Genomic DNA, 15,119 nt, shown 5'->3' with positions numbered 1-15,119 from the left:
CAGAAATACATTTAGAAATCGAACTCGTTGCGGCTATTCTGGCTGCGGTTCTGCTCATTGCGGTTGGAGCTGCGATTCTCGCTGCGGTTCTGAGAACGGTTCTGCTCGTTGCGGTTAGAGCTACGGTTATCGCAGTTCTGAGAGCGGTTCTGCTCGTTGCGGTTCTGGCTGCGGTTATCGCAGTTCTGAGAGCGGTTCTGCTCGTTACGGTTCTGACTTCTATTCTCGGATTTGTTTCTCTCTTTGTTATCCATTTTTCTACCTCCTGAAATCCTTTGTTGGGTTACGTTTTTATTATCCCAAACGGAGGCAAAATTATTCACTGCCATTTATCTGCGATGAAAGAAGATACGGCCGCAAACACAAATCAAAACCAGCGCCCAAAATACCGGTGATAAGGCAATGCGAATCAATAAAGAAATCATTCCGGAAACGAGGGTAATCACAAAAATCACCACAAGAACCAAAATCAGGACCCATTTCCAAGAACCGGATAAAAAATTTTTATTCGATGTCCAAGTTCCCGTCTGCTCCTGCTGTCCCCAGTTCTCTCCACGGCTGTTTGCTCCGCGCTGTCCTCCCTGGGCTGTCGCCGCGTCCACGATTGTCCGCGCGATCAAGCGAGGATCACCCAGCATATCCAGAATCTCCTCTTCCGAACGGCCCTTTGCCGTTTCCTCTGATATATAGCTTCGATAATAGCGGAGGTTGGAAGCCGCTACCTCTGGCGGCACTTGGCCTTGCAGGCTGATTTCCAACGTTTCGATGAATTCTTCTCTTGTCATAAATCACTCCAATAGAACGGTAAAAGGACCGTCGTTCACAAGCTCCACTCTCATATGCGCGCCAAATGAACCGGTCTCCACCTTCGGAACATAGCTGCGGCAGACCTCTACAAAATATTCGTAAAGAGCTTCCGCCATCTCCGGCTTTGCCGCATGGACAAAACTCGGCCGATTTCCCTTTCTGCAATCAGCATATAAAGTAAATTGGGAAATCACCAGCAGGGAGCCGTTTACATCCTTCAAAGATAAATTGGTCTTCCCTTCCGAATCGGCGAAAATACGAAGCCCAGCCATCTTCTTTACAATACGATCCACATCCTCTTTCGTATCCTCTTCGCCAACTCCCAGCAAGACTAAAAAGCCATTGTCAATGGAGCCAATCGTCTCATCCTCCACAAGGACCGACGCCCGGCTTACTCTCTGAATCACAGCTTTCATGATCTCTCCTTAGAAAAAAGGCGATTTAGAGCGCTAAAGATACCCCGGATCGACGCCCTGGTAATATTGGAGCTGACGCCAACGCCATAGGTCGTGCGCCCCGTATCCAAATCTACCATATGAATATAGGCGGCAGCTTTGGATTTCGACCCTTGGGTCAATGCGTGCTCATCGTAATCCAGCACTTTCGCACTCAGGTTCACCTGAGACAAAATTGCCGCTTTCACAGCGTCAATGGGGCCGTTACCGATACATTCCGCATCAAAGGTCTGACCCACGTATTTAAATATTACACGCGCTCTCGTATCCTGACCAATGTCCGACACCTCATAGCGCACCAGCTCAAACGGTTCCGACAAACCCAAATATTCCGTCTCAAAATGCTGGTAAATTTGCTCCGGAGCCACTTCTCCCTGCTTTTCCGCTAACGTTTGGATCACATCCGCAAACTCCCGCTGCATTCCCTTTGGCATCTTGAAACCAAAACAGGTTTCCATAACGTAAGCCACTCCGCCCTTTCCAGACTGGCTGTTAATCCGCACGATGGGCTCGTAAACCCGTCCCAAATCGGTGGGGTCAATCGGCAAATACGGCACTTCCCAATAAGGATTTTGCCGCTCCGCCATCGCTTTTGTTCCCTTGTTAATCGCATCCTGATGGGAACCAGAAAATGCGGTAAATACCAGCTTTCCGGCATAGGGATGGCGCTCATGCACCTTCATCTTGCTGCAGTGCTCATATACTTCTATGATCTCTTTTACATCTGCCAAATCCAACTCTGGATTGATTCCCTGAGAAAACATATTGTAAGCAATCGTTAGGATATCCACATTTCCGGTCCGCTCCCCATTGCCAAATAACGTTCCCTCTACTCGGTCCGCTCCGGCCAAAAGCGCCAGCTCTGTCGCGGCCACGCCGGTTCCTCTATCATTATGAGGATGCACGCTTAAGATAATTTTATCCCTGTCCTTGAAATGGGTGCTCATCCATTCAATCTGATCCGCATAGACATTGGGCGTATTCATCTCCACGGTTGCCGGAAGGTTGAAAATAATCTTATTCTGCTCCGTCGGTTCCCAGACTTCCTGAACTGCGGTGCATACTTCCAACGCATAATCCAGTTCTGTTCCGGTAAAACTTTCCGGAGAATACTCCAACACGATTTCTCCCGGAAAAGTTTTCGCCCGTGCTTTCACCATCTTGGTTCCTTCTATGGCAATCTGTTTGATCTCTTCTTTTGATTTTCCAAAAACCACATCCCGCTGCAACGTAGAAGTTGAATTGTAGATATGTACGATCGCACGGGGAACGCCGCGAAGAGCCTCAAAAGTACGCGCAATCAGATGTTCCCGACACTGAGAAAGAACCTGGATCGTCACATCGTCCGGTATCAGCTTCCGGTCCACCAACTGACGCAAAAAATCGTATTCCAACTGGGAGGCAGACGGAAATCCCACCTCAATTTCCTTAAATCCCAGCTTTACCAACAGACGGAACATCTCTACCTTCTCGGAAACAATCATCGGTTCTATCAAAGCCTGGTTTCCGTCCCGCAAATCCACGCTGCACCAAACGGGAGCCTTTTCAATCTCCTTGTTCGGCCACTTCCGTTCCGGATAAGAGACCACCGGAACCCTACGATATCTCTGATAATTCAACATAATGCGTCCTCCCCTAATCGATCATTTATGAAATCCACTAATTCTTTTAGCGCTTTTTGTTCATCCGGACCGTCGCAGACCAGCTCCACTTCCTCTCCAGACTTTACACAAGCGCCCAACACGCTAAGAACGCTCTTTGCATTCGCTTTCGATCTCTCAGTCACCAGTTCAATTTTACATTGATATTGAGTCGCCTGTTTACACAAAGCGCCAGCAGGCCTTAGATGAAGACCCATGGATGTCTGTATTTTCGCTTTTCCTGATACCATATTTTTTATCTGCAGCTTATAGCCGCATACATCCTCCTATTTCCTTTTTGGACTAGGCCGCATCATCTGGCAGTCTGTTTCCGCCTTGATTATCCTGCCCATCTTCCGACGAAGTCTCTTCCGTAGATGCCGCTGCCGGGTCAACCAGCCGGATATTTATCGTAGGGGTCTCCACCAACTCAAAAGCATCCGGAAGACTTACCTCAACGGGAAGAGAATGAATTCCCGCGCCCATATCCTTTAAGTTTATACGGCCGCTCAAGTTTTCTGTTTCTAACTTCTTCAAGTCCTCTTCCAGCCCACGTACTTTTATTGTGACATATTGTCCGATAAATTCTGTAGTCAAATTTGCCTCTATATTCTCCAATTCCAGACTGGATACATGGATTTGGAATTCCTGTTCCTTTAAGGGCTCCACTTTTAATGTGACTGTAATCTCTTCCTTCTCACCTTCCACGAAAGACACGCCCTCTGGCAGATATGGACCTAAAGGTATCGTCAGCGTAACGTCGCTGCTGGCGCCGGCCACATTGGCAATCTCACTTGGAATTTCAATCGTCACTTTGCCCAATACAGACTTCAGGCCGGACAGATTCACCTTTTCCGGATCCACATCGTATCCGGTATACCGATATCCACTGGCTACCTGGTCAATGCCTCCCACTGAAACATTGATGGGAACAGATTTTGTATTCAAAATCTCCACATGAGCATCCGCTGTATCCGAGCTGATGGAAAAATCGTCCTCTGCAATTTCCTCCGTAGACATGACGTCTCCATAAGCATCCAATAGCTGAATCGCAGAGTTGCATCGAACTTCCTCCGAAGCGCCGGAAACATCCGCGATAACCACCGCTTTCCTTATTTTATCCGCATAGCTTGCCGGAGCCATGATCGTAATTTCATTCGGAAATACGCTGGTTTCCCCGATCATATATCCTTCCGCCGGTTCACCCTTTGTCTGAACGGTAACTTCCTGGGTAATTGTCTTTAACTCCTCCACCTGGATCTCCAGGCTCTGTGTCAGCTGTATAAAGTCATTGGCAGATACTTTTCCACTTGGACAGGTAACCTTAATTGGTACCTGGCCTTCTTGATAGATGTCCTTAAAATCAGCCACCGCCTTAAAATCAGCTCCTGTAAGTCGGGCTGTCACTGATCTCCGCTGTGTTACCCGAAGAGACATTTTTAGCGAACCCACAACCGTATAAGTCTTACCCTGGGCTCGAAATAAGTCGTCGTTTACGATTTCAATCGAGATATTTCCCACTGTTGTCGTCTGAATCGGATCATCCACATTGATCACAATGACCCAGATAATAGCAGCGAAAAAGACAGAAATCAACTTAATATGCCAGTTATTCGTGATCCACTTTTTTGCTTTCATTCTGCCGGCGTCCTTTCTTCAAGATCCATCCACGCTTCACGGTCGCCACTTTCTTTTCCCGGATTTCATCTAATGTTTCTTCCAGTTGTTCAGGCGTCAAATGAAGCCTCAGCACGCCGCCAACCGCCAGGGATACGTTTCCGCTCTCTTCCGATACAACGATGGTAACGCTGTCTGTATTTTCACTGACCCCCAAAGCCGCCCGATGCCTGGTTCCCAGATCTTTGCTGATCGTGGGATTGCTGGAAAGCGGCAGATAACAGGTGGCGGAAACCACCCGATTCCCTTTAATAATGACCGCGCCATCGTGGAGCGGCGTATTGTGTTCAAAAATATTGATCAAAAGCTGACTGGTAACTACGGCGTCCACATTAATCCCCGTCTTTTCATATTCTGTCAGAGGAATCTCACGGGCGATCACCATCAAGGCGCCGGTACGCGCCTTCCCCAATGCAAAAGAAGCTCTCACCAGCTCTGCAACCGTCTTCTCATCAAATCCTTGGCTCTCATCCTCCACCGGAGAGAAAAAATTAATCAACACATTATTTTTTCCAAGCTGTTCCAACGCCCGTCTTAATTCCGGCTGGAACACAACAACAACGGCCAGTACAATAACGCTCAGGGACTTTTGCGCGATATAGAGAATCGTATTGAGCTGAAGAAATGCGGCCACGCCGAAAAAACCCATAATTACAATCACGCCCCGCAGCAAAAACCAAGTTCTGGTATTTTTCACCCAAACCAACAGGTGATACAGGACAAATGCAATAATGAGTATCTCCAGAATATCCGTCAATTCTATTTGGAGCCACTGAAGCTTGTTCAAAAAGCCTGTAATTCTCGCCATTTTAAGTCTCCCAAGCCGCACAAAATCTTATTCTTCTTCATTTTCCATGGAGTCCAACATCTCTAGCGCCTCCTGGATTTCCTGATTAGAGTCCTCCTCTATTCTCGGATTGATTTCCTGTACCTTTACATCCGGCGGAGTCACTGTAATCTTCGGAACGGCTTTCACAAAATAGACATACTCGTCGTCCTCATACTGGATATATTCCGTCCGGCTGTAGTCCACAGCCACAACCCAAAACAGGGCCAAAAAAGCGATCAAGATAGATACCAAATTTCCCAGAAAAACATTGACATAAGGAATGCCTACATTTAACAGAAAACCGCCGGCCAAAAAAATCAAAACATTGGCGACGCCGCCCACAGCCAGCGCGATATACGGAGCGTAGTCCGCCGATAACTTCCGAATCCCATAGACAAGAAGTACCGTCGCGCTGAAGGCCGCTGCTGTCAGAAACATCAGCGAGTTATCCTTCAAAGCCGCCATCACCTGTGTAAACCGCTGCAAGGAATCCACACTGACGGTAGAATCCATCAAAAATCCCGCATTTTTCTGGATACAAACCAGGAAATAATAAGCGAACACCCCAAATCCGGCTGGAATGAAGGAAGTCGCTCCGCCGACAAGTCCCAATACCAGCGGAATCACATAAGGAATCTTCAACACAAAAAATAATGGAATGAGGGCAATCACCAGACTATATCCCGGCAAAAACAGGTAATGTACCATACCGGCCAAAAACAGGAAAATACAGGCCAAAACCGCCGCCTCCCAGGACAAAGCCGACAGGTGCCCCAATAAAAATACAGCTGACGCAAACGGAAGCGCGCCCCAGGGCAAAAGACAGCAGACCAGAGGAACCAGAACAACGATCATCCATTTCGTCAAGAATTCCCGGTAGCCAATCATGCTGTTCATCGTCAGCAAAACAGCCAGCATGGTCACAAATTTTAAAATTGGCAGAATATAGAGATCAAACCGGCTGTAGAACTCTTTCAGGCGCTGCCTGATTACTAAAACTTTATCCATCGCTTATTCCTTTCGCTCCTTCTCCTCTTTTCGGTACAGGCGATACAGCTTTTTCAGATTTGCCTGATAAGATTTCACATGTTCCCGTGCTTTCCAGTACCGAGAAGTATATACCAGCACGCTTAAAAACACGGTCAAGAGGAGTAGCATCAGATATAGAACAAGAAAATTCTTTGCCAAATCAAACAGCGCTGGAATCGAATAGTCCGTCATCAAAGAATCCAAACGGCCCAGCGCCCAGAGGGCCAGTATCAAAACATACGAAAATGTTACCCCAATAACAGCTTTAATGGTTTGAAAACTAACGTAGTCGTCGCCATAAAAACAAACGGCCAAAAAGGTCTCTCTTTTTTCCCGTTTTTGTACTAGCGCCGTTTCCGTCATTAATTTGACTTTTTCTTCATTTACCATTTCCCGGCTCCTTCGCCACATAGTCTATTTTAGTATATCACAGCTTGAAAAAAATTTCGAGACAAACTTCTATGAATATTTCGATAATTTCCTTAAGATTTGATGATGACGTTTGTAAAATCGTACTATATACAATTATACTGTTGCATCTATCCAAAAGCAATGCTAATCTTAAAGCGCGACAAAATACAAAACGGAGGATTTATGATGAATGAGGAATCACCCGTCAAGCGATCACCAATGATAAAAAAGGCTTTTCTCTGCGCTTTTCCGCATACCATTCCTATCTTTGCCGGATTCTGGTTTCTTGGCATGACCTATGGCATTTATATGAATGTGTCCGGATTTTCGTTCTGGTATCCCATGCTGATGAGCCTGACCATTTTTGCCGGTTCTGTGGAGTTTGTGGCTGTGAATTTGCTTTTAGGAGCATTCAATCCGCTTCAGGCGCTGGCCATGACGCTTATGCTGAACGCAAGACATTTATTTTATGGAATTTCCATGCTTGATCGATATCGTGGCACTGGTTGGAAAAAAATTTACCTGATTTTTGGTATGTGCGACGAGAGCTTTTCCATTAATTATACGACAGATATTCCAGAGGACGTCGACCGGGGATGGTTCATGTTTTTTGTCACCTTGCTCAACCATTTCTACTGGTTTTTCGGCGCAACGCTGGGAGGTATCTTCGGCTCTTTGATTCACTTCAATACAGAAGGACTGGACTTTGTTATGACCGCTATGTTTGTCGTGATCTTTTTGGAACAATGGCTAAAAGAAAAAAGGCACTGGGGCTCCCTTATCGGCCTCGGCCTTTCGCTTCTTTGCCTGATCGCCTTTGGGGCCGACAACTTCATTATCCCGGCCATGCTTGCGATCCTTTGCATCTTGACTTTATTGAGAAATCCACTGGAAAAGGGGGAGGAAGTACGATGACATTATCCGAACAGCTTATCACCATAGGTATGGTGATTCTCGGCACCATTTTAACTCGTTCTCTGCCCTTTTTCCTGTTTCCCGCCAGCAAACCCACGCCGAAATACATCCAATACCTGGGAAAATTTTTACCCTCCGCAATCTTTGGTTTGCTGGTCGTTTACTGTTTAAGAAATGTCAGCATTTTTACCGGCAGCCACGGCCTTCCGGAAATGCTGTCCATTGCTCTTGTTATCATGCTTCACTTGTGGAAACGGCAAATGCTCCTGTCCATTGCCGGCGGCACCATCTGTTATATGCTCTTGGTGCAATTTGTTTTTTCGCTTTAAGGCAGCCAATGAACGACTAAAATCGCCGCGCCCAATACAAAAAGCACCACGCCTACCACACGGTTTAAAATCTTTGCATCCACTTTATTGGCAATCTTGGCGGCGATCAGTGCAAAAATCAGCGTGAAGCCAACGCACAAAGACAAATCGCGAAGATTCGGCAATCCACCGATAGCAAAATGACTAATTGATCCTGTCAGGGCGGTAAAAGCCATAATAAACACGCTGGTTCCCACCGCTGTCTTCAGTTCGTATCCCATAACCGACGTCAGCAGAAGCAGCATCATCATACCGCCTCCCGCACCAACAAAGCCACAAATAAAGCCTACCATTGTGCCGCAGACAATGGACTGGACAATTCTCTTTTCCCTGCTGACTCCCGCCATGCTTTCTTTGGTTGCCACCACTGGTTTTACAATAAACTTTACGCCCAGCAGCATGGTCATGCAGGTGCTGAAATTCCCCATCACAGAATGAGGAAGCAGGCTTGCCACAAAACTTCCGACAACCGTAAAAAGCAACACGCAAACCATCATGACCAGTCCATTTTTTACGTCGATATTTTTATTCTTCTTATAAGTAATCGCACTCACCGCACTGGCAAGTACATCGCTGGCAAGAGCGATTCCGACCGCCATATAAGGTTCCGTATGCAAAAAAGTAATCAGCATTGGCGCAATCACCGCCGCCGCACTCATTCCGGCAAATCCCGTTCCCAGTCCTGCGCCAAGTCCTGCCAAAAGGCAAATCACAATTTCATACATCTGTTATTTCCTTTCTTTCCTGCACGCAAGTATACCACAATTTCTTTTCCCCTTCTACTCTTTTATCAGCCGCGTCAAATAATCCGCGTAATTTTCAACTGCCGGCCCACAGTCCGGATGTTTGGCATGATAGTCCCCCAATACACATTGGCAAAAGTGGCAAATAGTGATTAACCGGTCGGCGCCCGCCTGCTTTGCCTCCTCCAACCGCTTCTCTGTCATAGCGTCTCCCAGTTCGGGCAGAGAACCCACGGCGCGGCACCCGCAGCACAGCGTCTCTTTCCCCTGATGCGCCATGGTTTCCACCGTAACGCCGGAAAGATTAGAAAGCAATTGGAAGAATCCGTCAAATGAAATTCCCCGGTAAACGGCTTTGCAGGGCTCATGTACCGCCACATGTTCCACCTGATCTGCTTTTAGCGTCTCAAACCGTTCCATGTGCATAGCCAGGTAAGACGCCATCGGAATAACAGAAAACGGAATATCCGTAATTTTACCAATCCTCTCCTGAAGATACACGCAGCAGGTCGGACACCAGCACACCAGAGTATCACATCCCGCTTCCACAGCGGCCTGTACCAATGCACGGCCTTTTTCTTCCATCCAGCCGACATCCTGGGTCATGCCCCACTGGCCTCCGCCGCAGCAATACTCGATTCCCGGCAGGTAGGAATACGCCTCTCCGATATAATCCATCAAATCAAGGGCATGGAGCAGCAACTGCGGCGTCTTATAAACATTGCAGCCTGGAAAAAAGGCGATTTTAGCGCCAGGTACCATTTTTTTATCTCGGACACGCTTTTGCTCCTGGGCGGAAAGGGTCTCTTCTATGATCCGGTGATGCTCCTCATAGATGTGAGCCGTTCCCTCATGCTTCGATTGTTTCATCCATACCAGTTCGTTAATGGTAAGGGAGTCCACGCCAATGGGACAACGGATATCCATACAGCCGTAACAGCGCATACAGGCGTCCAACTTCCGCTTTGCATCCCCGCTTAGGGGAGCGCCTTCCTTTAAGAACCGAACGATACTTTTCTGAGTCTCCCGTCCATTTACTTTGGGCTCGAACTCTTCCATCATTTTGCAATGTTTTACGCAGTTCCCGCAATATACGCAGCTGCTAATCAGCTTTTGTTCCGCTTTCCTATATTCGTCAGCTAAATCCACGACTGATCCCTCCTTAAAAATATGGCCTATTCTATCAAAAAAGGAGGACGGCTGTCAATCGCCGTCCCCCAAAAAGCCATCTGTATTTTTTACCCATTAGGACTCGGAAGATAACTCTTCCACCAGTTCCTTCACAATCTCCACACAATCGCCCACCACCGAATAGTGGCTGACGCCGAAGATCGGCGCGCTGGGATCGCTATTGATGGCTACAATCGTCTCCGCGCCGCCAATGCCCGCCAGGTGCTGGATTGCTCCGGATACCCCGATGCTAAACAAAAGCTTTGGCGCCACAGAAGAACCCGTCTGACCCACCTGGGCCTTGTACTCGCACCAGCCAGCTTCCACCAAGGGCCGGCTGCACCCAAGCTTTCCTCCGATCAACTCGGCAAATCGCTTCATAAGCGGCAGATTTTTCTGAGAACCGATACCCCGGCCAACCACTACCAAAACCTGGGCGTCCGTAATGGAATCGCTGTCGGATTGGGGAATGGTTTCCAAAATTTTGATATGCGTTTCTTCCTGTGCTTCCAGAAATGTTTCTATCCTCTCGCCCTTTCGACTGGGATCCGGCGTCAAAGGAGACAAAATTCCTGCCCGGACCGTCGCCATCTGGGGACGGTGATTCGGGCAAATGATGGTAGCCATCAGGTTGCCGCCAAAAGCCGGACGTGTCTGCCGCAGGAGCCCGCTTTCTGCATCCATCTCCAGCACGGTGCAGTCCGCCGTCAGTCCGGTCTGCATTCTCACTGCGATTCCAGGAGCCAATTCACGGCCAAAGCTGGTCGCGCCGAACAAAAAGATCTCTGGGCGAAACTGACGGATCAGTCCGCAGATCCAGGATGTAAACACCTCTGCATTGGGCTCCGCCAGTCTGGCGTCCTGACAGAAAATCACCGCGTCGGCACCGCCGGCAATCAGCCGGTCTACATTGCCGCGCTCCTCTTTTTCTCCAAGCACCGCAACCAGGCGGCAGCCTTTCGCGTCGGCCAGCTCCCTCCCTTTTCCCAGCAGTTCAAAGGCCACCGGCAAAATCTCATTTTGGCTCTGCTGGGCAAAAACCCAGATATCCTTACTTTCCTTCACAAGATCTTCCGATACCGCCGATTCTCTTTCCAAGGTGATCGCCTGAACCGGACAGCTTTCTACACAGATGCCGCACAGCGTACAGGAATCCGTAACATACGCTTTCTTTTCCCGCACTTCCAATCCATGGGAACTGCATGCGCGGACACATTTGCCGCAGCCGATACAGGTACTCTGATCAATTTTTAATCCGCTCATACCGACATCTCCTTTATCAGGGTCATTAATTTCCCGGCCTGCTCCTTCGGCGTTCCAAGGACAGGAATGCTTTCGGTAGTGCGCTCCGGCGTAAAGGTCTTTACCACCTGCGTCGGCGAACCGTTCAGTCCAACACGGGAAAGATCTGCCTGAACCTGCGCGGCTGTTTTCACAGCTACGGGCCCATTTTCCCCAAAGCGGACCCCGGAAATCGAGGGCATTCTCGGATCACAGATATCCTTTACCACGGTAATCAGCGCAGGCAGCGAGGTTTCCACAACCATCTGTCCTCCGTCTACGCCTCTTCTTACCCGGACATGGGTCTCTGAAATATCCAAAATCTGATATACATCCGTAATGCAGGGGATTCCCAGCGCTCCGGCCAGCTCCGGCCCAATCTGAGCCGTATCCCCATCCACCGCCATTTTTCCGCAAAGGATCAGCGAAACCGGAGGCATCTGCCGAATCTCGCAAGCCAAGGCATAGGAAGTCGCCAGGGTGTCCGCGCCGGCAAAGGCCCGATCGCTTAAAAGAACCCCTTCATCCGCGCCGCGGCCAAGCGCGTCCCGTAACAGACGTTCGGTATCGGGAATTCCCATACTTAAGGCAGTCACGGTTCCGCCCAATTGCTCTTTGATGCGTACCGCTTCCTCCAAAGCGGAGGCGTCAAAAGGATTCACGACAGCCTGGCGTCCGTCCCGGATGATGGTATGGGTCACCGGATCCAAACGCACGGTATTCGTAGAAGGTACCGCTTTCATACATACGACAAGATTCATCCCTTAACCCTCCGTCTCCAAGACGTCCGCTGCAAATAGATTGCCGCGTCCAAAAATAAAATCCGGATCCAGCTGACGCTTCATCCGAGCCATCTCACGGATGTGTTTCTCTCCATACATAACGGTCAGAAAATCTCTTTTCAGCTTTCCTACGCCGTGCTCTGCGGATACGGCTCCGCCCATATCGGTAATAGTCTTTGCCCAATGGGCATACAATTCTTTTCCTCTCCGGTAATCGGCTCCATCTCTCGGCAGTATATTGACATGCAGATGGTTGTTGCCAATATGGCCCCAAATTGCTGTTTCTAAGCCGTATTCCTTCAGCGTACTCCGGTAGAGATGGACCACTTCCTTTAGATACTTGTCCGGAACCGACATATCCGCGCCCAGTTTCGTGATCACCGGATCGATTCTCTTGCGCTCGTCAATCAGCATATTGGTGCTCTCCGGCACCGCGTGGCGGAAAAACTGCTGCTTCTCTTTGTCTATCGCGGTTCTGGCCACCCAGGTATGCGCTTCGCTTCCGCCCACCTGCTCCAAAATAGCGCCTAAACAGTAGAGAGCGTCCAGCGCCTCCTTCTCGCAGTCAGCGTTTAATTCCACAAAGATGCAGCAATTCACCCACGGCTCCACATCCGGAAGAGCGGAAAATGCCGTGCTTTTTGCTTTTTGTTTCCGCAGGATTTCAATGGCGGACACATCAAAAAATTCCAGAGCAGCCGCCTGGGAGATCTGTTCGCGGACAAGTTCCGTAAAATCTAAAGCCTGGGCTTCCTCCCGGAAGAAGCAGCTGACGCCCCATACGAACGCCGGAAGAGGAAGAAGCTCCAATTCTATCTCTGTAATCACGCCCAACGTCCCATCGGACCCGATAAATAAATCAATGGCGTCCATATTCTCTTTTACATAATAACCAGAAGCATTTTTTGCCTCCGGCATCTGGTAAGTCGGGAGATCCAGGGAAATCTGCCTTCCATTCTCCGCCGTCAATACCAAACGATGGCCCTCGGCAAATACTTCTCCCCGCCGCAGAGAAAGCATACTGCCGTCGCACAGGGCTAACCGGAGCGCCTGAATATGATTTCTCGCCGCTCCATACCGAAAACTTCGCGCGCCGGAAGCGTTGCAGGCGACAATTCCGCCAATACAGGCCGACGTTTCCGTGGGATCGGTGGGGAAGAAATATTCTTTATCCTGGGCAAACGTTAGGAAAGCCTGCTGGCTTTCCGAATCCCATCCCTTTGTATCGATGTTCCGGTTCTCGATGGCTTTGCGCAGCAAAGAGAGTACGACTCCCGGCTGCACCCGCATATAATACCGTCCATCCTCCCGGCGCAGTCCCAGGAAGCGGTTCATCTTGCTCAAATTCATCACGTGCCCGCCCTGAGGCACTGCCGCGCCGGCCAGGCCGGTTCGTCCACCCTGTACTGTAACAGGAACCTTTTGCGGGTATAACTGCTCTAAAATCCTACGTACCTCTTCTTCCGTTTCCGGAAAGGAAATACTCTCCGCCTGCCCAACCGAACGGGATTCATCCCGACAGTATCCCTCGTACTCGGAAGTTAAGCGCATCACTTCTAACATGGCAGCATTTCTCCTTATGATATCATACGATAACACCAGCCGGCCCCATAGCCGGACTTATGTTCAAAATCAAAAATCCACACAGCACCGATCCTGACAAAAGCGCTTGATCACTTCCACAATCGCCAGATGGTCCGGATGACCTGCATAGAGGGGCAGGACACTTTCCTCCTGCATTTCCACATATAAGCATAGCTCCTTCGTGCTGCTGGGCAGCGGCGGAGCCCCTACCGAAATAGAAATAACGCCCGGCACCTTCTCTTTTAAAGCAGAAAATGCCTCCTTAAAATAAGCGTACAGTTCTTCTTTCTTTTCTGCTGAAACTTCTTCTTTATAATTCCAGGATACCACATGTCTGATCATCCTACAATCCTCCTTCCCGCCTCTTCCGACGCTCTATTTTTACAGTTGGCCGCGAGATCAATCCCGCGGCCAATTGTCTGCCGATTTTTCACCGGAACAGTTTCATGACTTTACTTCTTAGGGTGATTTACCGGATACTGCGGCTCTCTGCCATGGAGCACGTCGTCAATGGCTTTTGCCGCGCCCGTCGCACAGGCCATCGAAGCCTTCTTCGACAGTCCTGCGTGGTGAGGAGTTCCCCAGAAATTGTCCAAGGTGAACAGGGGCATGTCGGGAGCCGGCGGCTCCTGCTCATAACTATCAATGGCGGCTCCGGCAATCACATGATTTTTCAGTGCCTCATACAGATCTTTTTCTCCTACGATTCCGCCGCGGGCGCAGTTAATCAGATAGCCCTTCGGTCCCAGCTTCTCCAAGAGAGCAGGCGTTACCATGTACCGCGTCTCCTCGTTCAGAGGGCAGTGGATGGTAATAACGTCCGAACGCTCAAAGAGCTCATCCAGGGTATGTACGCCTTCGATATAGTCCGGCATCTTCGTATAATCAATATAAGGATCGTAGCCCAAAATCTTCATATCCAGGCCATAGTGGACTTTTTTCGCTGTGCGGATTCCGACAGCGCCGACGCCGATGATTCCCAAGGTCTTTCCTTCCAGTTCATGGGTCAGGTAACGGTTCCGAAGATCCCACTGCCCTTCCGGAATGCAGTTTTTAAAGATCGGCACGTATTTCGCCAGCATCAGCATCAACATCATGGTATGCTCCGCTACTGCATTGGAATTGGCGCACAATACATTGGCAACCTGGACTCCCAGCTCTTCCGCCGCTTTCGTGTCGATATGCTCGATTCCAACGCCATGGCGGGCAATCACTTTCAGGTTTTTACCAGCGGCAATCACTTCTCTGGTATAATCTGCGCCTCTGGCCAAAACTGCGTCCACATCCGCAATTTCTCTTTTTATGGTCTCCGAATCATAAGCGCTGCCTTCGATTACCTGGTAGCCTCTTTCCTCCAAATAGTCCCAACCGGCGTGATCAATTTCTTCCGGAATTAATACTTTATACATCGCATCCTCCTGATCTAAA

At 49.1% G+C, this 15,119-nt stretch carries 18 protein-coding genes; 2 read left to right on the top strand and 16 right to left on the bottom strand.

Going from position 1 to position 15,119, the window contains the following annotated elements:
- Positions 1-11 precede the first annotated feature (11 nt).
- The 9 genes from ACCC71_RS02870 to ACCC71_RS02830 form a co-directional block, all read right to left on the bottom strand.
- Positions 12-254 carry a hypothetical protein gene (locus tag ACCC71_RS02870; protein WP_434310932.1) on the bottom strand — a complete coding sequence of 81 codons (243 nt, stop codon included), beginning with the start codon at positions 252-254 and terminating at the stop codon, positions 12-14.
- A 75-nt stretch (positions 255-329) separates the two neighbouring features.
- Entirely contained in the window at positions 330-785 is a 456-nt protein-coding gene (locus ACCC71_RS02865) for a DUF1700 domain-containing protein (RefSeq protein ID WP_434310931.1), read from the bottom strand.
- Positions 786-788: 3 nt separating this feature from the next.
- A complete protein-coding gene (gene dtd, locus ACCC71_RS02860; protein WP_434310930.1) occupies positions 789-1,223 on the bottom strand; it encodes a D-aminoacyl-tRNA deacylase in 435 nt (144 codons plus the stop codon).
- Positions 1,220-2,884 carry a 2-isopropylmalate synthase gene (gene leuA, locus ACCC71_RS02855; RefSeq protein WP_434310929.1) on the bottom strand — a complete coding sequence of 555 codons (1,665 nt, stop codon included), beginning with the start codon at positions 2,882-2,884 and terminating at the stop codon, positions 1,220-1,222. The genes dtd and leuA overlap by 4 nt, the downstream gene beginning before the upstream one ends.
- The gene (locus tag ACCC71_RS02850; protein WP_434310928.1) at positions 2,878-3,153 is read right to left on the bottom strand and encodes an HPr family phosphocarrier protein; all 276 of its coding nucleotides are present in this window, start codon (positions 3,151-3,153) and stop codon (positions 2,878-2,880) included. Before ACCC71_RS02850 ends, leuA begins: the two co-directional genes overlap by 7 nt.
- Before the next feature lie 52 nt (positions 3,154-3,205).
- Complete coding sequence (locus ACCC71_RS02845) at positions 3,206-4,540, bottom strand: CdaR family protein (RefSeq protein ID WP_434310927.1); 1,335 nt, start codon at positions 4,538-4,540, stop codon at positions 3,206-3,208.
- Positions 4,512-5,387 (bottom strand): diadenylate cyclase CdaA, encoded by an 876-nt coding sequence (cdaA, locus tag ACCC71_RS02840; protein WP_434310926.1) that lies wholly within the window; start codon positions 5,385-5,387, stop codon positions 4,512-4,514. The genes ACCC71_RS02845 and cdaA overlap by 29 nt, the downstream gene beginning before the upstream one ends.
- A 27-nt stretch (positions 5,388-5,414) precedes the next feature.
- On the bottom strand, positions 5,415-6,416 hold the full coding sequence (locus ACCC71_RS02835) for an ABC transporter permease (RefSeq protein ID WP_434310925.1): 1,002 nt from the start codon (positions 6,414-6,416) through the stop codon (positions 5,415-5,417).
- Positions 6,417-6,419: 3 nt separating this feature from the next.
- Positions 6,420-6,827, bottom strand: a complete 408-nt coding sequence (locus tag ACCC71_RS02830; RefSeq protein WP_434310924.1) for a hypothetical protein — start codon at positions 6,825-6,827, stop codon at positions 6,420-6,422.
- Between the two features lie 204 nt (positions 6,828-7,031).
- On the opposite strand from ACCC71_RS02830, the gene azlC reads away from it, so the two are divergent.
- Positions 7,032-7,763 carry an azaleucine resistance protein AzlC gene (azlC, locus tag ACCC71_RS02825; protein WP_434310923.1) on the top strand — a complete coding sequence of 244 codons (732 nt, stop codon included), beginning with the start codon at positions 7,032-7,034 and terminating at the stop codon, positions 7,761-7,763.
- Entirely contained in the window at positions 7,760-8,092 is a 333-nt protein-coding gene (locus ACCC71_RS02820; protein ID WP_434310922.1) for a branched-chain amino acid transporter permease, read from the top strand. The genes azlC and ACCC71_RS02820 overlap by 4 nt, the downstream gene beginning before the upstream one ends.
- Here the strand turns inward: ACCC71_RS02820 and ACCC71_RS02815 are convergent.
- The 7 genes from ACCC71_RS02815 to ACCC71_RS02785 form a co-directional block, all read right to left on the bottom strand.
- Positions 8,089-8,856: a sulfite exporter TauE/SafE family protein gene (locus ACCC71_RS02815; protein WP_434310921.1), complete on the bottom strand. Its 768-nt coding sequence runs from the start codon at positions 8,854-8,856 to the stop codon at positions 8,089-8,091. The two genes, ACCC71_RS02820 and ACCC71_RS02815, sit on opposite strands and share 4 nt — an antisense overlap.
- A 54-nt stretch (positions 8,857-8,910) precedes the next feature.
- Positions 8,911-10,023, bottom strand: a complete 1,113-nt coding sequence (locus tag ACCC71_RS02810; protein WP_434310920.1) for a (Fe-S)-binding protein — start codon at positions 10,021-10,023, stop codon at positions 8,911-8,913.
- 96 nt (positions 10,024-10,119) lie between these two features.
- Complete coding sequence (locus ACCC71_RS02805) at positions 10,120-11,307, bottom strand: FAD-binding protein (protein WP_434310919.1); 1,188 nt, start codon at positions 11,305-11,307, stop codon at positions 10,120-10,122.
- Entirely contained in the window at positions 11,304-12,086 is a 783-nt protein-coding gene (locus ACCC71_RS02800; protein WP_434310918.1) for an electron transfer flavoprotein subunit beta/FixA family protein, read from the bottom strand. Before ACCC71_RS02800 ends, ACCC71_RS02805 begins: the two co-directional genes overlap by 4 nt.
- 3 nt (positions 12,087-12,089) lie before the next feature.
- Positions 12,090-13,670, bottom strand: a complete 1,581-nt coding sequence (locus ACCC71_RS02795) for an FAD-binding oxidoreductase (RefSeq protein WP_434310917.1) — start codon at positions 13,668-13,670, stop codon at positions 12,090-12,092.
- Positions 13,671-13,739: 69 nt separating this feature from the next.
- On the bottom strand, positions 13,740-14,033 hold the full coding sequence (locus tag ACCC71_RS02790) for a Dabb family protein (RefSeq protein WP_434310916.1): 294 nt from the start codon (positions 14,031-14,033) through the stop codon (positions 13,740-13,742).
- A 110-nt stretch (positions 14,034-14,143) separates the two neighbouring features.
- Positions 14,144-15,100, bottom strand: a complete 957-nt coding sequence (locus tag ACCC71_RS02785; protein ID WP_434310915.1) for a hydroxyacid dehydrogenase — start codon at positions 15,098-15,100, stop codon at positions 14,144-14,146.
- Positions 15,101-15,119 lie beyond the last annotated feature (19 nt).

Origin of the sequence: Hominifimenecus sp. rT4P-3, from assembly GCF_051055405.1 — a bacterium.
Taxonomy (GTDB): Bacteria; Bacillota; Clostridia; order Lachnospirales; family Lachnospiraceae; genus Pseudolachnospira.
Note: the sequence above shows the minus strand (reverse complement) of the source record. Positions and strands in the feature narration are given on the sequence as shown.